Annotated in this window: 17 protein-coding genes; 11 read left to right on the forward strand and 6 right to left on the reverse strand. The window is 75.0% G+C overall.

The window, feature by feature from the left end; all coding sequences use genetic code 11:
* Positions 1-85 precede the first annotated feature (85 nt).
* The 6 genes from A8713_RS30880 to A8713_RS30905 all read left to right on the forward strand — a co-directional run bounded on the left by A8713_RS30880 (position 86) and on the right by A8713_RS30905 (position 8,150).
* Positions 86-907, forward strand: a complete 822-nt coding sequence (locus A8713_RS30880) for an FAD binding domain-containing protein (protein ID WP_064537008.1) — start codon at positions 86-88, stop codon at positions 905-907.
* Positions 904-3,627 (forward strand): molybdopterin-dependent oxidoreductase, encoded by a 2,724-nt coding sequence (locus tag A8713_RS30885; RefSeq protein WP_064537009.1) that lies wholly within the window; start codon positions 904-906, stop codon positions 3,625-3,627. The genes A8713_RS30880 and A8713_RS30885 overlap by 4 nt, the downstream gene beginning before the upstream one ends.
* 231 nt (positions 3,628-3,858) lie before the next feature.
* Positions 3,859-4,614, forward strand: a complete 756-nt coding sequence (locus tag A8713_RS30890) for a (5-formylfuran-3-yl)methyl phosphate synthase (protein ID WP_064537010.1) — start codon at positions 3,859-3,861, stop codon at positions 4,612-4,614.
* Between the two features lie 7 nt (positions 4,615-4,621).
* Entirely contained in the window at positions 4,622-6,031 is a 1,410-nt protein-coding gene (locus A8713_RS30895) for an aldehyde dehydrogenase family protein (protein ID WP_064537011.1), read from the forward strand.
* Positions 6,028-7,134 carry an NAD(P)-dependent alcohol dehydrogenase gene (locus tag A8713_RS30900; RefSeq protein WP_064537012.1) on the forward strand — a complete coding sequence of 369 codons (1,107 nt, stop codon included), beginning with the start codon at positions 6,028-6,030 and terminating at the stop codon, positions 7,132-7,134. The genes A8713_RS30895 and A8713_RS30900 overlap by 4 nt, the downstream gene beginning before the upstream one ends.
* A gap of 92 nt (positions 7,135-7,226) precedes the next feature.
* A complete protein-coding gene (locus A8713_RS30905; protein ID WP_064537830.1) occupies positions 7,227-8,150 on the forward strand; it encodes a class I SAM-dependent methyltransferase in 924 nt (307 codons plus the stop codon).
* A 51-nt stretch (positions 8,151-8,201) separates the two neighbouring features.
* Here the strand turns inward: A8713_RS30905 and A8713_RS30910 are convergent, their stop codons facing one another.
* The 5 genes from A8713_RS30910 to A8713_RS30930 all read right to left on the reverse strand — a co-directional run bounded on the left by A8713_RS30910 (position 8,202) and on the right by A8713_RS30930 (position 12,323).
* Positions 8,202-9,452 carry a serine hydrolase domain-containing protein gene (locus A8713_RS30910; protein ID WP_173860936.1) on the reverse strand — a complete coding sequence of 417 codons (1,251 nt, stop codon included), beginning with the start codon at positions 9,450-9,452 and terminating at the stop codon, positions 8,202-8,204.
* 163 nt (positions 9,453-9,615) lie between these two features.
* Positions 9,616-10,281, reverse strand: coding sequence for a CBS domain-containing protein (locus A8713_RS30915; RefSeq protein ID WP_064537013.1), 666 nt, complete (start codon positions 10,279-10,281; stop codon positions 9,616-9,618).
* Between the two features lie 71 nt (positions 10,282-10,352).
* Complete coding sequence (locus tag A8713_RS30920; protein ID WP_064537014.1) at positions 10,353-10,805, reverse strand: universal stress protein; 453 nt, start codon at positions 10,803-10,805, stop codon at positions 10,353-10,355.
* Entirely contained in the window at positions 10,792-11,634 is an 843-nt protein-coding gene (locus tag A8713_RS30925; RefSeq protein WP_237305505.1) for an alpha/beta hydrolase, read from the reverse strand. Before A8713_RS30925 ends, A8713_RS30920 begins: the two co-directional genes overlap by 14 nt.
* 92 nt (positions 11,635-11,726) lie before the next feature.
* On the reverse strand, positions 11,727-12,323 hold the full coding sequence (locus A8713_RS30930) for an Rv1733c family protein (protein ID WP_107440746.1): 597 nt from the start codon (positions 12,321-12,323) through the stop codon (positions 11,727-11,729).
* A gap of 227 nt (positions 12,324-12,550) precedes the next feature.
* Between A8713_RS30930 and A8713_RS34545 the strand changes: the two genes are divergently transcribed.
* From A8713_RS34545 to A8713_RS30955, 5 genes are all read left to right on the forward strand, one after another.
* Entirely contained in the window at positions 12,551-13,285 is a 735-nt protein-coding gene (locus A8713_RS34545) for a CBS domain-containing protein (protein ID WP_237305506.1), read from the forward strand.
* Between the two features lie 411 nt (positions 13,286-13,696).
* Positions 13,697-14,926, forward strand: coding sequence for an MFS transporter (locus A8713_RS30940; protein WP_237305507.1), 1,230 nt, complete (start codon positions 13,697-13,699; stop codon positions 14,924-14,926).
* A complete protein-coding gene (locus A8713_RS30945; protein WP_064537017.1) occupies positions 14,923-16,797 on the forward strand; it encodes an alpha/beta hydrolase family protein in 1,875 nt (624 codons plus the stop codon). Before A8713_RS30940 ends, A8713_RS30945 begins: the two co-directional genes overlap by 4 nt.
* Positions 16,798-16,941: 144 nt before the next feature.
* The gene (locus A8713_RS30950; protein WP_064537018.1) at positions 16,942-18,855 is read left to right on the forward strand and encodes a RiPP maturation radical SAM C-methyltransferase; all 1,914 of its coding nucleotides are present in this window, start codon (positions 16,942-16,944) and stop codon (positions 18,853-18,855) included.
* Positions 18,856-18,916: 61 nt separating this feature from the next.
* Positions 18,917-19,585, forward strand: a complete 669-nt coding sequence (locus A8713_RS30955) for a DUF5825 family protein (protein ID WP_064537019.1) — start codon at positions 18,917-18,919, stop codon at positions 19,583-19,585.
* 35 nt (positions 19,586-19,620) lie between these two features.
* Here the strand turns inward: A8713_RS30955 and A8713_RS30960 are convergent, their stop codons facing one another.
* Positions 19,621-20,169: a GNAT family N-acetyltransferase gene (locus A8713_RS30960; protein WP_064537833.1), complete on the reverse strand. Its 549-nt coding sequence runs from the start codon at positions 20,167-20,169 to the stop codon at positions 19,621-19,623.
* Positions 20,170-20,201: the final 32 nt, after the last annotated feature.

Here is a 20,201-nt window from a genome sequence, read left to right on the forward strand (position 1 = left end):
CACCTAGACAACACGGCGGCACCGCGGTGTTTTCCGTGCTCCGGACCAGTCGTCCCAGGCCCCTGTGGCTTGCTTCACTGCCGCCATGGACCTCAACACGGTGACGGAGATACGCGACGCCCGGCACCCGGCGCCCTGGCGGCCGGGCGACGCCTGGCTGGGCGGCGGCACCTACCTGTTCTCCGAACCGCAGCCGCACCTGCGCCGCCTGGTCGACCTCGGCCGCACCGGCTGGACCCCCGTCCACCGGCACCCGGACGGCGCCCTGGAGATCGCCGCCACCTGCACCATCGCCACGCTCTCGCAGTACGCGAAGACGCTCACGGACCCGGCGGCGCCCCTGTTCGAGCAGTGCTGCCGGGCGTTCCTCGCCTCCTTCAAGATCTGGAACATGGCCACCGTCGGCGGCAACCTGTGCAACGCCCTGCCGGCCGGCCCGATGACCTCCCTCACCGCCGCGCTCGACGGCGAGTGCCTGCTGCTCGCCCAGGACGGCACCCGGCGCAGGCGCCGCGTCACCGGCTTCGTGACCGGCGCGGGACGCAAGGACCTGGCCGAGGGCGAACTGCTGCGCTCGGTCACCCTGCCCGCCCGCGCCCTGGCCTGCCGCACGGCCTTCCGGCAGGCGTCCCTGTACGGCCTCGGCCGCTCCGGCGTCCTGGTCATCGGCGCCCTGGACCCGCTGGACGGCTCCCTCGCCGTCACCGTCACCGCGTCCACCGTCCGCCCGGTGCGGCTGTCGTTCCCGCTGCCGCCGACCGCGGCGGCCCTGCGCGAGGCGATCGGCTCGGCCGTCGCCGACGACCAGTGGTTCGACGACATCCACGGGCTGCCCGCGTGGCGGCGCCACATGACGTTCCGGTACGCGGAGGAGATCCGCCGGGAACTGGGAGAGGCGGCACGATGAGGATCGACGTCAACGGACGGCACCACGAGGAGGAACCCCGGCCCGGCCAGTGCCTGCGCACCTATCTGCGCGAGCGGGGCTGGTTCGGTGTCAAGAAGGGCTGCGACGCCGGGGACTGCGGCGCCTGCACCGTCCACGTCGACGGCAGGCCGGTCCACAGCTGTCTGTACCCGGCCTTCCGCGCCGACGGCGCCGCCGTCACCACCGTCGAGGGCCTCGCCTCGCCCGAGGGCGACCTCCATCCCGTGCAGCAGCGGTTCCTGGACGCCCAGGGCTTCCAGTGCGGCTTCTGCACCGCCGGATTCCTGATGACCACGGCCGCCCTGGACGAGGACAAGCTCGCCGACCTGCCCCGCGCCTTCAAGGGCAACCTGTGCCGCTGCACCGGCTACCGCGCCATCGAGGACGCCGTACGCGGCGTACGGAACGTGGAGGCCCCGGCGCCCGGCGAGGCCGTCGGGCGCAACCTGCCCGCCCCCGCCGGACCGCAGGTCGTGACGGGCACCGCCCGCTACACCTTCGACATCACGGTGCCCGGAATGCTGCACATGAAGCTGCTGCGCTCCCCGCACGCCCACGCCCGCATCACCGCGATCGACACCTCCGCCGCGCTGCGCGTGCCCGGCGTCCACGCCGTGCTCACCCACCACGACGCCCCCGGACGGCACTTCTCCACCGCCCGCCACGAACACCCCGAGGAGGACCCGGACGACACCCGCGTCCTGGACGACACCGTCCGGTACATCGGCCAGCGGGTCGCCGCCGTCGTCGCCGACAGCGAGGCCGCCGCCGAGGAGGGCTGCCGCCGGGTGGAGGTGACCTACGAGGTCCTCCCGGCCGTCCTCGACCCGGAGGAGGCCATGCGGCCGGGCGCACCCGTCGTGCACGACAAGGACGCCGCGACGGCACGCATCGCCCGCCCCCGCGACAACGTGGTCGGCGAGGCGCACGGCGAGATCGGCGACGTCGAGGCGGGCTTCGCCGCGGCCGACGCCGTCCACGAGGCCACCTACCGCACCCAGCGCGCCCAGCACGCGAGCCTGGAGACCCACGGCGCCGTCGCCTGGATCGACGAGGACGGCCGGCTCACCGTCCGCACCAGCTCCCAGACCCCCTTCCTCACCCGCCGCGCCCTGTGCGCCCTGTACGACCTGCCGCCCGAACAGGTGCGGGTCGTCGCGGGCCGGGTCGGCGGCGGCTTCGGCGGCAAGCAGGAGATGCTCGTCGAGGACATCGTCGCCCTGGCCGTGCTCCGGCTGCGCCGCCCGGTGAAACTGGAGTACACCCGCGCCGAGCAGTTCCACGGCGCCACCACCCGGCACCCGTTCACCGTCCACGTCAAGGCGGGCGCCCGGCGCGACGGCACCCTCACCGCGCTGCGGCTGCGCGTCGTGGCCGACACCGGCGCGTACGGCAACCACGGCCCGGCCGTGATGTTCCACAGCGTCGGCGAGTCCCTGGCGGTCTACCGCGCGCCGCACAAGAAGGTCGACGCCTATTCGGTGTACACGCACACCGTCCCGGCGGGCGCCTTCCGCGGCTACGGACTCGGCCAGGTGATGTTCGCCGTCGAGTCGGCCCTGGACGAACTCGCCCGGCTGCTCGGCATCGACCCGCTGGAGTTCAAGGCCCGCAACATCATCGGACCCGGCGAGGCCATGGTCACCCCCGGCGGCCACGAGGAGGACCTGCACATCGCCAGCTACGGCCTCGACCAGTGCGTCGCCGTCGTCCGGCGGGCCCAGGCGGAGACCGGGGCGGGACAGCCCGCCCCCGACGGCTGGCTCGTCGGCGAGGGCACCGCCCTGGCGATGATCGCCACCGGTCCGCCCGGCGGCCACCTCGCCGACGCCCGCGCCCGCCTGCTCCCCGACGGCACCTTCGACCTGGCCGTGGGCACGGCGGAGTTCGGCAACGGCACCACGACCGTGCACCGGCAGATCGCCGCGGGCGAACTGGGCACCACCGTCGAGCGCATCACCGTCCGCCAGTCCGACACGGACGTCGTACGCCACGACACCGGCGCCTTCGCCTCCACCGGCACCGTGGTCGCGGGCAAGGCCACCCTGCGCGCCGCCCGCGCCCTCGCCGACGTGCTCCTCGACTTCGCCGCCGCCCAACTGCGCGTGCCGCGCGCCGACTGCCGCCTCACCGAGGAGGCCGTGGTCCACCCCGGCGGGCGGCTCCCGCTCAAGGAACTGTACGAGAGCGCCCGCGCGGTCGGCGTCGAGTGCGCCGCCGACGGCCACTTCGGCGGCACCCCGCGCTCGGTCGCCTTCAACGCGCAGTGGTTCAAGGTGGCCGTCGATCCCGGCACCGGTGAGATCCGCATCCTGCGCAGCGTGCACGCGGCCGACGCCGGGCAGGTCATGAACCCGATGCAGTGCCGCGGCCAGGTCGAGGGCGGCGTCGCCCAGGCGCTCGGCGCCACCCTCTTCGAGAACGTCCGCATCGACGGACGCGGCGCGGTGGAGACGGCCGCCTTCCGCCGCTACCGGCTGCCCCAGTACGCCGATGTGCCGCGCACCGAGGTGCACTTCATGGAGACCGCCGACACCATCGGCCCGCTGGGCGCCAAGTCGATGAGCGAGAGCCCGTTCAACCCGGTCGCCCCCGCCTTCGCCAACGCCCTGCGCGACGCCACCGGCGTCCGCTTCACCGAACTCCCGCTGACCCGCGACCGGGTGTGGCTGGCGCTGCACCACCGGGGTGTGCGCTGACGGCCCGTCTGTGACCGGCGGCCGCACTCCGGCCTGCCGGGTGCGCGCCGGCGGGCCCGGTTCACGCCGGTGCGCACGGCGCACTGGGGGTGGTCACAGGCGCCCCATGAGGACTCCGCACGCTCTACCGGCGCTCACGGACGGAGTAAATGATGAGCACACCGCGCACGAACCAGGCGATCCGCACCCCTGCCCGCACGGCAGGCGGACCTGCGGCGGAAGGAGCCCAAGGTGTTGCTTCTCATCTCCCCGGACAGCGTCGAGGAGGCCCTCGACTGTGCGAAGGCCGCCGAACACCTCGACATCGTCGACGTCAAGAAGCCCGACGAGGGTTCGCTCGGCGCCAACTACCCCTGGGTCATCAGAGAGATCCGCGAGGCGGTCCCGGCGGACAAGCCGGTCTCCGCCACGGTGGGTGACGTCCCCTACAAGCCCGGCACGGTGGCCCAGGCCGCGCTCGGCGCGGTCGTCTCCGGAGCCACGTACATCAAGGTCGGGCTCTACGGCTGCACCACGCCCCAGCAGGCCGTCGAGGTGATGCGCGGGGTGGTGCGGGCGGTGAAGGACCACCGTCCCGAGGCGCTCGTCGTCGCCTCGGGCTACGCGGACGCCCACCGGATCGGCTGCGTCAACCCGCTCGCCCTGCCCGACATCGCCGCCCGCTCCGGCGCCGACGCGGCCATGCTGGACACCGCGATCAAGGACGGCAGCAGGCTGTTCGACCACGTCCCGCCGGACGTCTGCGCCGAGTTCGTACGGCTCGCCCACGACGTGGGTCTGCTCGCCGCCCTCGCCGGCAGCGTCAAACAGGCCGACCTCGGCCCGCTCACCCGGATCGGCACGGACATCGTGGGGGTGCGCGGCGCGGTCTGCGAGGGCGGCGACCGCACCGCAGGAAGGATTCAGCCGCATCTGGTGGCCGCCTTCCGGGCGGAGATGGAGCAGCAGGCCCGGGAGCACGCCGCCGCCGTCCCCGCCGCGAACTGACCCCGGTATGCCGGACCTCCGAGCCGACACCGCGCCGGGACGCCGAGCCGAGCGTTTCGCCGTCCTCGACCCCGCCACCGGCGAGACGGTCGACGAAGCCCCCGACCAGCACCCCGACGAGCTGGACGCCGTCGTCGGCCGCGCCCACCGGGCCTGGCACGGCTGGCGCTCCGACGCCGCGGCCCGCACCACCGCGCTGCACGCGGCGGCCGACGCCGTCGAAGCGGCGGCCGACGAGCTCGCCCGGCTGCTCACCCGCGAACAGGGCAAGCCCCTGGCCGAGTCGTACGCGGAGACCGCCCGCACCGCGGCCCGCCTGCGCTACTTCGCCGGTCTGGCCCCCAGGACCCGGCAGATCACCGACGGCCGGCCGGTGCACAGCGAGATCCGCTGGCGCCCGCTGGGACCGGTCGCCGCGATCGTGCCGTGGAACTTCCCGCTCCAGCTCGCGGCGGCGAAGTTCGCGCCCGCGCTGGCCGCCGGGAACACCGTCGTCCTCAAGCCCTCCCCGTTCACCCCGCTCGCCACCTCGCTGCTGGGCTCCGTCCTCGCCGGTGTGCTGCCCGAGGACGTCCTGACCGTCGTCACCGGACGCGAACCCCTCGGCGCCCGCCTCGTCTCCCACCCGGGCATCCGCCACGTCACCTTCACCGGTTCGGTGCCCACCGGACGGGCCGTCGCCCAGGGCGCGGCGGCCTCCCTGGCCCGGGTCACCCTGGAACTGGGCGGCAACGACGCCGCCGTCCTGCTCGACGACGCCGACGTGGACGACATCGCCGACCGGCTGTTCTGGGCCGCGTTCCGCAACTGCGGGCAGGTCTGCATGGCCGTCAAGCGCGTCTACGCACCGGCCCGGATCCACGCCCGGGTGGTCGAGGCCCTCGCCGAGCGCGCGAAGAGCGTCGCCGTCGGCCCCGGCCTCGCCCCGGACACCCGGCTGGGTCCGGTCAACAACGCCCCGCAACTGGCCCGCGTCGAGCAGGTCACCCGGCAGGCCCTGGCGGACGGCGCCCGAGCCGCGGCGGGCGGCCACCGGCTGGAAGGCCCGGGGCACTTCTTCGCCCCCACCGTCCTCACCGACGTCCCGCCCGGCAGCCCGGTCGTCACCGAGGAGCAGTTCGGCCCGGTCCTGCCGGTGCTGCCGTACCGCGACCTGGACGAGGCCGTCGAGGCGGCCAACTCCACCGGCTACGGACTGGGCGGCTCGGTGTGGGGCACCGACCTCGACCGCGCCGAGGCGGTGGCCGACCGCCTCGAATGCGGCACCGCCTGGATCAACCACCACGCCGAACTCTCCCTCGCCCAGCCCTTCGCGGGCATCAAGGACAGCGGCGTCGGCGTCGCCGGCGGACCGTGGGGGCTGTACGGAAACCTCCGGCCGTTCGTCGTCCACCGCCCGCGCGAGGACGGCCGATGAGGATCCAGGCGGCCGTACTGCGCTCCTGCGACAGCCCGTTCACCGTCGAGGAGGTCGACCTGCGGGAGGAGCCCGGCGCGGGCGAGATCCTGGTCGAGATCGCGGGCAGCGGCATGTGCCGGACCGATCTGGCGGTCCGCCGCTCGGCCGGGCGCAGCCCGCTGCCCGCGGTCCTCGGCCACGAGGGGGCCGGGGTCGTGGTCCGTACCGGCGGCGGGCCGGACACCGAGATCGGGGTCGGCGACCACGTCGTCCTGAGCTTCGACTCCTGCGGGCACTGCCGCAACTGCCGGGCCGCCGCCCCCGCCTACTGCGACTCCTTCGCCGCGCTCAACCTCTTCGGCGGACGCAAGGAGGACACCCCCCGGCTCACCGACGCGGCCGGGGGAGCGCTGGCCCCGCGCTGGTTCGGCCAGTCCTCGTTCGCCCGGTACGCGCTCGTGTCGGCCCGCAACGCCGTCCGGGTCGACCCCGCGCTCCCCCTCGAACTGCTCGGCCCGCTCGGCTGCGGCTTCCTCACCGGCGCCGGAGCCGTGCTGAACACCTTCCGCACCGGCCCCGGCGACACCCTCGCGGTGTACGGCGCCGGAGCGGTCGGCCTGGCCGCGGTGATGGCGGCCACCGCCGCCGGCGCGCTCACCGTGGCCGTCGACCGGCACCCCGGACGGCTGGCCCTCGCCGAGCGGTTCGGCGCGCTCGCGCTGCACGCCGACACACCCGGCCTGCCCGAGCGGATCGGGCGGCTCACCGACGGCGGCGCGCGGTACGCGCTGGACACCACGGCCTCGCCCCCGCTCATCAACGACGCGCTCCGGGCGCTGCGCCCCACCGGCGTCCTCGGCCTGGTGGCGCGGCTGCACACCGCGCTGCCGCTGGAGACGGGCACGCTGGACCGGGGCCGCTCCGTCCGGCACATCTGCGAGGGGGACGCCGTACCGGGCCTGCTGATCCCCCGGCTCACCACACTGTGGCAGGCCGGGCGGTTCCCCTTCGACCAGCTGATCCGCACCTACCCGCTGGCCGCCGTCAACGACGCCGAACGCGACTGCGAGGCGGGCCGGGTGGTCAAACCCGTCCTGCTCCCCGAGGGAAGAGGCCGATGAGCCAGGCACGCAGCACCGCGGACTCACCCGGTCCGCGCCCGTATCCGACCGGCCGGCGCCTCACGGGCGCCGCTCCCGCCCACGGAGGCGACATGACCGGCACGGCGCCGCAGCACACCGAACCGGAGAACACCCGGGAGACCGAGGGCGTGGACGGGGGAGTGGGTCTGACCGCACTCCTGGTCGCCGCCGCACGGGCCATCGAGACCCACCGCGACGACAGCCTGGCCCAGGACGTCTACGCGGAGCACTTCGTGCGCGCCGCACCCGCGTGCGCCGACTGGCCGGTACGCATCCACCAGGTCCCGGACGGCGACGGCAACCCTCTCTGGGGCCGCTTCGCCCGCTACTTCGGGCTGCGCACCCGGGTCCTCGACGACTTCCTCCTCGACGCGGTCCGCACCGGCGTCCGCCAAGTGGTCCTGCTCGGCGCGGGCCTGGACACCCGCGCCTACCGGCTGGACTGGCCGTCCGACTGCGCGGTCTACGAGATCGACCGGGACGGCGTCCTGGCCTTCAAACACCGGGTGCTGGCGGAACTCTCGGCCACCCCGCGGGTCAAGCGCGTCCCCGTGCCGGTCGACCTGCGCGGCGACTGGGTCACCGCGCTGACCGACGCCGGCTTCGACCCGGCCGCACCGACCGCCTGGCTCGCCGAGGGCCTGCTGTTCTACCTGCCGGCCCCCGCCGAGACCTATCTCGTCGACACGGTGGACCGGCTGAGCGCCCGGGGCAGCGCACTGGCCTTCGAGGCCAAGCTGGAGAAGGACCTGCTGGTCTACCGCGACAGCGCCATCTACACGGCGACGAGGCAGCAGATCGGCATCGACCTGCTCCAGCTCTTCGACAAGGGACAGCGCCCCGACTCCGCGGGCCGCCTCGCCGCCACGGGCTGGTCCACCGCGACGCACACCCCCTTCGACTTCACCCGCAGGCACGGCCGCGGCCCGCTCCCCGAGCCGAACGACGCGCTGGAGGGCAACCGCTGGGTGTTCGCGCACAGGACGCGGGAGTGACCTCCACCGGGCGGGCCGTCGAGGTGCGGCCCGGTGCGCCCCCGGTGGCGGTCACCGCTGCCCGCCGCGGCCCGCGGCGCACAGCGCGTGGTCGACGAGACGGGTGACGTCCTGGATCTGCCGCACGGCGCTCTCCTCGTCACCGGGCCGGCTGTGCAGCGCCACGGTGACGGAGGCCCGCCCGTCGGCGGTCGCGGCGGGCCACACCAGATAGCCGAACCCGTCGCCGCTGTGCCCCCAGGAGCCGCCGCCGCAGGACAGCGGAATCCGTTCCAGACCGAGACCGTAGCGCGTACCGGGCGGCGAGCCGTGACCGGGCGGCACCTCGACCGTGCGCCGCATCTCGGCCAGTTGCGCGGGCGCCAGCAGCTCGCCGCGCGCCAGCGCCCCGAAGAACCGGCCGGTGTCCGCCGCCGTGCTCACCATCGACCCGTCGGCGTCCCCGTCGAAGGGCAGATAGGCGACGGTGGTGTCGGTCAGCGCCCCGCCCGGCTCGAACTGCTGGTAGTCGCGGGCGTGCGGAGCGGGCAGGAACGGCCGGTCGCCGGGGGCGAAGGTGTGCCCGAGCCGCAGCGGACGCACGATCCTGGCCCGCACCTCCTGCTCCCAGGACCGGCCCGTGACCGCCGCGATCACCATCCCCGCGAGGACGTAGTTCGTGTTGGAGTACGCCCAGCCCCGGCCGGGCGCGAAGAGCGGCGGGTGCCGCAGGGCGAACGCGACGCGCTCCGCGGAGGTGTACGTGGTCCAGCGGTGCGCGCGGTACCCGGCGGCGCTCAGCTCCGGCACCACGTCACCGACGTAGTCGGGCAGCCCGCTGGTGTGCTGGAGCAGCTCGCGCAGGGTGATCCGGCGCCCGTCGTTGCCGTGGCCGCGGACCACGCCCGGCAGCCACCGCTCCACCGGATCGTCCAGCGACACCCGCCCCTCGCCGACGAGTTGGAGCAGCACGGTCGCCACGAACGTCTTCGTGGTGCTGCCGATCCGCACATACCCGTCCGGAGGCACGGGCCGCCCCGTACGGAGATCACCCACCCCGCTGCGTGCGGTGGTGGTCCCTCGCGGTGTCTCCAGCCGGACCGACACCCCTGTGACACCGTCGGCGCGCAGCGCGTCGATGTCCTCTTGCAGCACGGACGTGCGCGCGGCGGCCGCCGCTCCCGCCTGTGCCGGCACCAGCGGGGCGAGGGACAGCAGAGCGAGGACGGCCGCGATACGTGAGGCGGCCCTGAGGCGGGCGGTACGGATGGGGGCTCTGGGGCGAAAGGTGCGAAAGGGGGCTCTGGGGCGAACGGTCGGCATGCGGGCAGCCTAGGAGCGGCCGGAGCGGCCGGGCCATCCTGCCAGCGGGAGGTTCGGAGGTCGGGTTGTCCACAGGCCGGGGCCGCCGCGCCGCCGTACGCCCCGTCGTGCCGTTCTCCCGTTCTCCGCTCCCGCTCTTCCGCCCGCGCCGCGTCGGCCGTCCTCAGCGCGGACCGGCCGGACCCGTACCGCTCGGGGCGCCGGCGTCCACGGTGACGGAGACGACCCCGTCGACACCCCGGCACAGCCGCTCGATCACCGGTACGAGGCTCGGCTCCGGCACGGACCCCGTGAGCGCGGCCCGGCCGTCCTCCACCGTGACCGTGAAGTCGTCCGGTGCGAGCCCCAGCGTGCGCACGAGGACGTCCGAGGCGATCTCCTCACGGATCGCCTCGTCGCGGCGCAGGAAGATCCGCAGGAGGTCGCCCCGGCTGACGATCCCGGTCAGGACGCCCCTCTCGTCCACCACGGGCAGCCGTTTGACCCGGTGGGCGTCCATCGTGCGCGCGGCCTCGACCACGCTCCACCCGGGACGGGCGCACACCGGGGGAGCGGTCATCACCTCCGCCGCGACGGCCCCCTCCGATGCCTCGTCAGTGAGGTCGGAGGCGCGCTGCGGGAGCAGTCCCGCCGGGTCGGGGCGGCAGGCCACCCGGTGCAGCAGATCGGCCTCCGACACCACGCCCAGCGGGTGGCCGAGGTCGTCGACGACGGGGACGGCGCTCACGTCGTGCTCGGCCAGCGTCCGCGCCACGTCCTTGAACGAGGTGTCCCGCCGTACCCGGACGACGTCCTGCGTCATGAGGTCTTCGACCGTTCGGTGCTGCATGTTCTCTCTCCTCGGATCCTCTCCGGGCTCTTCGGTCCGCTCCCGGCGGTACGCCGCCGCGGCCCGGCGGGTCAGGTGCTCCCGTCGTGCTCCTCCCGCACCACGACGACCGGGCAGGCCGCGTACTGGGCGCAGCGCTGGCTGACCGAGCCCAGCATCGCGCGGCCGAAGCCGCCGTGTCCGCGCCGACCGACGACGAGGACGTCCGCCCCCTGCGAGGCACGGATCAGCACCTCCGAGGGGTCGCCCTCGACGAGGCGCTCTCGCAGCCGCTCCGGGCGCTCGTCGCCGAAGACGGTGCGCAGTTCCCGGGCGAAGCGCTCGCGGGCGTGGTCCATGTCGAAGTCGGGGTCGATGACCAGTCCGCTCCAGCTGAACTCCGTGGGCGTGCTCCAGGCGTGGACCGCCTCCACGGCACCGTCCACCAGCCGCGCGTACCGGACCGCCCAGTGCAGTGCCGCACGGGACGAGGGGGAACCGTCCACCCCGACGACCACCGTGGGACGTGACTCAGCCGATGCCATGAGCGCCCTCCGCTCGAACGTCGCGCTCCCCGTCCCCACGCTGCCAGTCCTCCTGCCCGGCGGCCAGCCGGGGAGCGCCGCCGGGCACGGCAGCCGGGGCGGCGGGCGCGGCCAGGTGGGCGGTGAACCAGGCGCGGCTGCGCTCCGCGAGGTGTTCCAGCGCGCCCGGTTCGGCGAACCGATGCCCGGCGTCCGGTACGACGTCGACGCGCGGGGCGCAGCCCATCCAGTCCGCCGCCAGCCGGGTCGGGCCGATCAGCCGGGTGTCCAGCGCCCCGACGACGAACAGCGTGGGGGCGCGCACGCGGGCCAGGGCCGCAGGGCCGGCCAGCTCGGGGCGGCCGCCGGCACTGACCACACCGCGGACGCCGTCGTCGGCCGCCGCCGCCTCCAGGGCGGCCCCGGCGCCGGTGTCCGTCGCCCAGTAGCCCACGGGCAGGCCGGTCTCCCGGCGCAGCCAGTCCGTCGCGGCGCGCAGCCGCCGGGCCAGCAGCGTGACGTCGAAGACGCAGTGCGGACTGCGCCCCTCGTCCTCGGTCAGCAGGTCGAGCAGCAGGGTGCCCAGACCCGCGCGCCGCAGCGCCGCGGCGACCTGCCGGTAGCGGGGATCGCGCGCCGCGCCGGTGCCCGCGTGCGCGAGGGCCACCACGGCGGGGGCCCGCGGGGGCAGCGCGAGGAACCCGGTCATACGTGTCTGCCGCGCGGGCACCTCCACAGCCCTGCCCGGCGCCGATCCGCTGCCCGGTTGCGGCCCGTTGCCGGGCACCGGTGCCTTCGCCGGTCGCCGGGCGGGGCGCTGTCCCGTGTCCGTGTGGTCGCTGTGGCGCATGTGCCGCCTCCTGGCGCTCGTTCCGGCGGACACCCGACCGCGGTGGGCCGGGCCCGGTGTGCGCACCACGTCTTCAGCATGTCCCCGGCCCGTCAGCCCGTCTTCTGGTCCCACTTCGGACCGACGACCTCCCACTCCGTTCCCCACCGTTCGTACAGGCGCCGGTCCAGGCACCAGCGCGCGAGGGCGGCCGTGCCGTAGGTGAGACCGGCGAAGGAGAGGGCCGCCGCCCCGCCGAACAGGGCGGCCTGGGTGTGCGCCTCGGCCGGTCCGGGCGGCTCGGTGGTCAGGGCGCCCCGGCCGTTCTGCCAGACGGTGATCGCCGTCCCGGCGGGCAGCCCGCTCGGCACCAGGGTGCGCGCGGTGCGCGTCGTGCCGTCCGGGGCGGTCCAGCGGACCCGGGCCGGTGTCTCGGAGCCGTCGGTCGACGGGGACAGGCTGTGGGGTGCGTCGGTGAGCAGCACCGCCGCCGCGGCCTGCCGGTCGGCACGCTGACCCGCGAACTCCTGCCCGGCCGCCCGCGCCGTGACCGTCCACACGAGCGCGCCGCCCACCAGGACCAGCACCCATGTCAGCAGTGCGATCCAGCCCTCGGCGACGTCCTCGCGGCGCCGCAGCGGGTTGCCGTGCCACCGCCACAGCAGCCGCCTCGCACGCCGGGTGTGCCTCGGATGTGTCATGCCGCTCATCGGGCGCCACCTCCCTGCCCGGCCTCTCGCTTCCGAAGGTGCCAGGCGGGCCGCCGTGACGCTTGGGCCGGACAGCCCTCATTTCCCGGGGACCTTCTGCCGGGGCGCGGACGAGCCGGTCGGCGTGCGGACGGGGCCGCCCGGCCGCGCGCCGACGCCCGCGCGCCGTGCAGGCTCGGGTACGTGCCCGTGACCAGGACGGCCACGGCGGTCGCGAGGAGCACGTCATGCGAGGCGTCCAGTACACCGTCAGCGACGTCATGACCAGCAGCGTCGTGGCCCTGGCCGGGGGCGCGGCGGAGCCGCCCGGCCGGGCGACCGCCCCGGCGGTCACCGTCCGCGCCGACGCCACCGTGGCCGGGGCCGCCCGGCTCATGGCACGGCACGGCGTCGAACAGCTCCCCGTCGTCGACGACGCGGGCCGGCTCATCGGCATCGTCGGCCGCTCCGACCTGCTCAAGGTGTTCCTGCGCAGCGACGAGGACATCGCGGAGGAGGTCCGGCGGCTGGTCGCCGGACGGTTCCCCGTGCCGCTCGACACCGTGTTCTTGGAGGTCCGTGAAGGGGTGGTCTTCCTCACCGGCCACACGCCGGACGCCTCCTCGCTGCCGCTCGTGCTGCGCCTGGCCCGCTCGGGGGAGGGCGTGGTCGACGTACGGTCCGCGATCACGGCACCCGGGCGGCACGGCGCCGCTCCTGGGCGGTCCGGAGCGAACCTGCCGGGGCCCGGCGCCGCTGCCGCGCGGTCCGGAGCGAACCCGCCGGGACCCCGCACCGGCCCCGCGCGATCCGGCGTGCACCCGCCGGAGCCCGGCGCCGACCCGCCTCCGTCCGGCGCCGACCCGCCGAGAACCGGCGCCGACCCGATGAGGCCCGACGCCGCCCCGGCACGGTCCGGCCCGGATCCGGGGCCCGACCGCACCGTACGGACGGACCCCTCGGCGCACGGCACGCGCACCTGAGCGCACGGCTCACGCTCCCGCCCGAAAACACCCCCCGGGCCACTCCACGGCACCGGCGCGGGCGAACGTTCTCGGCCGAATACGCCCCGCGCGCCCTCCGCCCCGGCGGAAGGCGCCCCGCTCCCGGCAGGCCCCCGCGCGCCACCGCGCCCCGGCGCGCGGAACCCCGCCCACCCCGCCCGGAGAAGCGGCGTTCCGCTGCTCCGCCCGCGGAATGCCCGCCTTCTCTTCCGCCGCGCGGACGACCGGTCCCCGCACCCCTCCTGACGCCGCCCCGGCGGACGGATCCGGCCAGCCCCGCCGCACCCTTGTCGCGTTCGTCCGGGCCGGATTAGGCTCCCGCTCGCTTCGTTCTCTCCACACTTTCTCCATGATTTCGCCACGTCGGTGAGGTGGTCAGTGGAACGGCCGGTGTCGACCGCACGACCGTCCCGCGAGCGGACGGGCCCACGGGACTACCGACTTCTGTGGTGGGCCAACGCCGCCGACGGAGCCGGCAGCCAGGCATCCGGTGCCGTCCTCCCGCTGCTCCTGCTGGGACTGGGCAACCCGCCCCAGACCGTCGGTCTGGTCGCCGGAGTCTCCACCGCCCTCGGACTCCTGCTCGGCCCGGTCGTCGCCGTCCCCGCCGACCGGGGCGCGCGCAAACGCGTCATGCTCGGCTCGGCTCTCGTCGCCGCCCTCGCCATGGGAGCGGCGACCCTCGCCCTGACCGGCGGCCGGCCGTCCCTGTGGCTGATCCTCGCCGCCGTCCTGGTCGAGCGGATCGCCACCGCCTGCTTCGAGGCGGCGTCCCGCGGGACGGTCGCACTGATCTGCCCCGGCCCCGAGCAGCCGCGGGCCCTTGCCCGGCTCGCCGCCGCCGACCAGGGGGCCCTGATCACCGGCCCGGCCCTCGGCGGACTGCTGTACCAGGCCGCCCGCGCGCTGCCCTTCCTCGCCGACGCGCTCTCCTACCTTGTCAGCGCCCTGTGCGTGGCCGCCATGCGCGCCGACCTCACCGCACCATCGCCGCGCGAGCCCGGCGGGGGACTGCTGCGCGAGAGCGTGGCGGGACTGCGCCTGGTGCGCTCCTCGCCGCTGCTGCGGCTGGTTCTGGTGTGGTGCACCACGGTCAACCTGGTCGTGGTGGCGCTGTACTACGGAGCCGTCTTCACCCTCCAGCGGGCCGGACACGGCGGCGCGGTCCTCGGGGCCGTGCTCGCCGCCTCGGGCGCCGCCGGCCTGGCCGGGGCGCTGGCCGCGCCCAGGGTCGCCGGACGCCTGGGCGCCGTACGGGCCGTGACCGGCGTGACCTGGCTGCTCGTCCCCCTTGCCGCCGCGCTCGCCCTGACCACCGACGCGTGGGCGTACGGAGCGCTGTTCAGCCTCGTGTGCCTGCTGATGCCGCTGGCCTCGGTGGTGCTCCAGGCCCGCGCCCTCCAGGCGACCGCGCTCGCGCTCCAGGCCCGTACCGGAGCGGTCCTGGCCACCGCCGCCACGGGCGCCGCGGCCCTGGCCCCCGTCCTGTCCGGCGCCCTCGCCGGGCGCCTGTCCACCGCCGCGCCCGCCGTGGCCTGCGGCGTCCTGCTGGCGCTCCTGGCCGTCCACACCTGCCGGCGCCCCGTGCGCGCGGCCCTCACTGCGCGGGCCGCCGGATGACGGGCGGCGGCGGATACCAGGTGTACCGGGCCGCCCTGCCCGAGGTGTGCGCGGCCGACCCCGCGAAGATGGTGTTCACCGCGGACGCCGAGGGCCGCTGCGAGGTGTTCACCTGGGACGCCGTCAGCCGCAGCGCCCGCCAGGTCACCCACCGGCCGCGAGGCACCCTGCACTGCGCCGTCGACCGCGACGCACACGTGTGGTGGTTCGACGAGGACGAGCGCGGGGCGGGGCAGTGGCGCTTCCAGCCCTTCACCGGCGGCCCCGACCGGCCCGGACTGACGAACGTGCCCTCCGGCCTGCCGCGCGGCCTCGCGGTGAGCGACCACGCCGCCGTCGCCGTCGCCGTCGGCGAGGGCCGTACCACCACCGTCCGCACGGGCCCGCGCGGCGGCGCCGCCCGCACCCTCGCCCGCTTCGACGGCCACGCCACACTCACCGGCATCACTCCCGCGGGCGGACTCCTCGCCGTCGCGGACGCCGCGGCCGTCACCGTCCTCACCACCGGCACGGGAGCCGTACGCGCCGTCCTGCCCGGCGGCGCGAGCGGCCGGCTGTGGTCCCTCGGCTTCGCCCCCGGCGCCGACAGCGAGGAGCTTCTGCTCGTCCGCGAACACGACGACCGGTACGTCCTGGCGACCTGGCGTCCCGGCACCGGCCTTGCCACCCACACCTGGTGCGCCTTCGACACCGAGATCACCGCCCGCTGGGACGCGGACGGCCGCTCCGTCCTGATACGCCAGGACCGCCACGGCCGCTCCGCCCTGCACCGCGCCGACCTCACCCGGCGTACCCTCACCCCGGTCCCCACCCCGCCGGGCACCGTCCTGGACGCCGCCACCCGCCCCGGCGGCGACCTGCACTGCCTGTGGACCGACACCGCCCACCCGCCCCGGCTGACCTCCACCCGGCACACCCCGCTGCCCCCGCTGCCCACCGTCGCCGACCGGATCCCCGGCACCCACCGGGACGTGTGGACCACCGGCCCCGACGGACCCGTGCACACCCTGCTCAGCCTGCCCGACACCGCACACGGCCCGGTCCCCGCGGTGCTCCTGGTGCACGGCGGCCCCGCCGACCACGACCGCGACGCCTACGACGGCGTCGTCCACTCCCTGCTCGCCTCCGGCTTCGCCGTCGCCCGCGTCAACTATCGCGGCTCCACCGGATACGGACCCCGCTGGCGGCACGCCTTCGGCGGCGGCGTCGGTCTCACCCAGGCCGAGGACCTGGCATCCGTACGGGCCGACCTCGTCGCGCGCGGACTCGTCCGCGCGGACGCCACCGGACTGTGGGGCACCTCCTGGGGCGGCTACCTCGTCCTGCTCGCCCTCGGCACCCGCCCCGGCCTGTGGCAGGCCGGCGTCGCGGTCAAACCGGTCGCCGACTGCGCCGCCGCCCACCGCACCACCACACCCGCGCTGCGCGCCCTGGACGAAAGCCTCTTCGGCGGCACCCCCGACGAGGTGCCCGAACGCTATGCGCGCAGCTCCCCGATCCGCTACGCGGCCGCCGTCCGCGCCCCGCTGCTGGTCGTCGCGGCCACCCACGACGCCAAGTGCCCGCCCGGCCAGGTCCGCGGCTACCTCGACGCGCTGCGCGCCGCCGCGGTCCCGCACGAGTCGCTGTGGCTCGACTCCGGCCACGACGGCTACGACGGCGGCGACCACGTCACCGTGCTGCGCCGCGCCGTGGTCTTCCTCGACCGCCATCTGCGCGGCCCCGGCCGCGCCCCGGGCGGCCCACCGTCCCGCCGCCCCCCGACGCCCCGCTCCGCCCGGAGCGGGGAGCACCGCACCACCGCACACACCACCGAGAGGAGAGAACCCCATGCAGAAGGACATCATCAACAACGACCCGCTCGCGGGTGACGAGGAGAACCGCAAGCCGGGCATCGGCATCACCGTCACCATTCCGTTCCGCAACGCCGAGGACGCGGAAGAGGACTGACCCCGCCCGGCCGGCCCGGCGGCGCGCCGCCGGGCCGGCCGGCACCTCACCCCCGAGGAGCCGACATGCGTGTCCTGCTGGTCAACATGCCCTGGTCGCCCATCGACCTGCCGTCCCTCGCACTGGGAATACTCAAACGCAGCGTGGACGAGCGCGTGCCCGGCGCCCGAGCCGAAGTCCTGCACGCCAACCTCGAATTCGTCGACTGGATCACCGCCCGGACCGAGTTCACCGGCGACGACTACGAGTACTACTCCCTCTCGTCCTACTTCATGGGCTGCGGCGACTGGGTGTTCTCCTCCGCCCTCTACGACGACCCGGGCTGGCGCGAGAAGGAGTTCACCGAGGTCATGCGCGGCAAGCTCAAGAAGCAGCGGATGGAGATGACCCGCGAACTGCACCGTGTGGTCCCCGAGTTCGTCGACGAGATCGCCCGGCGGATCGTCGCCCACGCCCCCGACGTCGTCGGCTTCACCTCCACCTTCCAGCAGAACACCGCCGCGCTCGCCGCCGCCCGCCGCGTCAAGCAGCTCGCCCCGCACCTGGTCACCGTGATGGGCGGGGCCAACTGCGACGGCGCGCAGGGCGCCGCCGTGCACCGCAACTTCCCCTTCGTCGACCACGTCGTGCGCGGCGAGGGCGAGGCCGCCTTCCCGCAGCTGCTCACCGCGCTCGCCGACGGCACGGACCTCGCCGACGTGCCCGGTCTGTGCCACCGCGGCCCCGGCGGCGAGAGCGTGGCCAACCCCATGGCCACCCGTCCGCTGCCGCCCGCCGCGATCCTGCCGCCCGACTACAGCGGCTACTTCGAACGGCTCGCGTCCTCCGCCGCCCGCAACTGGGTCGAGCCCAAGCTGGTCGTCGAGGGCGCCCGCGGCTGCTGGTGGGGCGAGAAGCACCACTGCACCTTCTGCGGCCTCAACGGCTCGTTCATGCAGTTCCGTTCGAAGAGCCCCGACACCTTCTACGAGGAGATCATCGATCTGGCCCGCCGCCACCGGGTGCTGGACATGTACGTCGTCGACAACATCCTCGACATGGGCTACCTGACGACCGTACTGCCCCGGATCATCGACAGCGAGTACGACCTGCGGCTGCACATCGAGATCAAGGCCAACATGCGCCGCGCCCAACTGCGCACCCTCGCCGACGCGGGCATGATCTACGTCCAGCCCGGCATCGAGTCGCTCAACCACCGGGTGCTCGACCTGATGGACAAGGGTGTGAGCGGCTGCCAGAACGTCCGGATGCTCCGCGACGGAGCCGAGACCGGCCTGTCCGTCGCCTGGAACTACCTGCACGGCTTCCCCGGTGAGAGCGCCGCCGACTACGAACCGGTGATCGCCCAGATCCCCGCGCTGGAACACCTCGACCCGCCGGTCGACCTGTCGGCCCGGATCGCCATCGAGCGCTTCAGCCCGTACTTCGAACGCCCCGAACTCGGTTTCACGGGACTGCGGCCCGAGGAGCACTACCGGTTCACGTACGACCTGCCGGAGGACGAACTGTACGACCTCGCCTACGTCTTCGAGGCACCCGCCCGCGGCATCGGCGAACCGACCGTCGGCGCGCTCAACGACGCCCTGGCCGCCTGGAAGAAGCACCACGCCGACGCCCGGCTCACCCATGACGACCTGGGCGACCGCATCGTCCTCGTCTCCCGGCGCCGCGCCTTCGACTGGCGGACGAGGGAACTCACCGACCCCTTCGAGCGGGCCGCGTTCCGTCTGCTCGACCAGCCGCACACCACCGCAGCCCTCACCCGCAAGGCCGCCCGCCAGGTCCCCGGGGCCGCCCGCGACGAGGCCGCCGTGCAGGAACTCCTCGACTCCTGGACGGCCCTCGGCATCGTCTTCACCGACGGCGGACAGTACGTCCACATCGCCCCGGCCGCCGTGAACGAGGACCTGCTGCGGCTGGACTTCATGCGCCACGCCCACGCGCCGCTGACCTCGCCCGCCGAACCCGTCCACGCCTGACCGAGCCCCGCGCCCTGAGCCCCGCGCCCTGAGCCCCGATCCCCGAGGAGGAGCCCCCCGCATGAGCACCACCCTCAGTCCGCCCGCCGTCCTCGCCTGGCGCGACCACGACCCCGCCGCCTGCGAACTGCCCGGCATGTCCCTCGGCGAACTCGCCCTGCCGGGACCGCTGGAGGACGAGAGCGAACGGCTGTGGCAGCTCGGCGCCCGGCGCGTCCGGCTGCCGGAGACCGTCGACCTCGCGGGCACCGTCGACCCCGGGCGGGCCGCCGCAACGGTGGCCGCGCTGAGCCTGGTCCGGGACCTGACCGCGCGCGCCGTCCTGGTGGAATGGGAACTGCGCCTCGATCCCGGACCGGCGGCGGCCGACGACTGGCAGGCCCTCAGCCATCTCCAGCCCCCGCAGCGCATCGAGGGCCCCGAAGCGGCCGACGAGGCGCTGCGCGCCTGGCGCCGCGGCCACTACCTGTGCAAGTGCCTGTGGCGCAAGGGCCCCGGCTTCGTGCAGATCCGCGACCGCCGCTGGGGCGACCTGCGCCGCTTCACCGCCGACGAGCCCCACTACGAGCAGGCCATCGAACGCCTGGCGTACGGAGCCCCCGCGCACACCCTGCCCTCCGGCGTCCTCGACGACTTCCGCGGCGAGAGACTCGTCCTCGACGTCGGCCCGCTCGCCTGGTGGCTGCCCTACCGGGTCAGCCGCTGGCTCCAGGAGTCGATGACCATCTGAGGACGCCGGTCGCGGAACCGGTCTCAGATCCGCTCTCAGATCCGCTCTCGGGGCCGGTCGAGGCGCCAGACCACGTCGACGCCGCTGCCGGGCGGGGCGACGGGCCCGGGAGCACGCTCACGCCGGACCTCGGTGAACCCCAGCCGGCGCGGGACGGCGGCACTGGGGGCGTTGGCCAGATCGTGGAGTATCTCCAGGTACTCCACGTCCGGCAGCGTGAACATCTCGGCGACCAGGGCGGCCGTCGCCCGGGTGGCGATGCCCCGGCCGGTGGCGGCCGGATGCAGCCAGTACCCCAGCCGCCACCCCCCGGGCTCGGCCCGGTAGCTCTGGCACATGCCGGCAGGCGTGCCGTCCTCCACGACGGCGTAGTTGTATATCTCCCCGCTGTCCCACCTGGCCTCGGACCTCTCCAGGAAGTCCCGGGTGCGTTCCTCGCTGTGCTCGGCGACCCACGGCACCCACGGGAGCAGATGGTCCGCGGACTCCTCGATCAGCCGGAACGCCTGGGCGGCGTCGCGCCCGGCCCGCCAGCGCCGCAGGAGGAGGCCCTCGCACTCGATGATCTGACTCGGTCGGTCCATGACCGCCATGATCGTCGCCGTGTCCCGCCCGG

Source organism: Streptomyces sp. SAT1, from assembly GCF_001654495.1.
Classification (GTDB): domain Bacteria; phylum Actinomycetota; class Actinomycetes; order Streptomycetales; family Streptomycetaceae; genus Streptomyces; species Streptomyces andamanensis.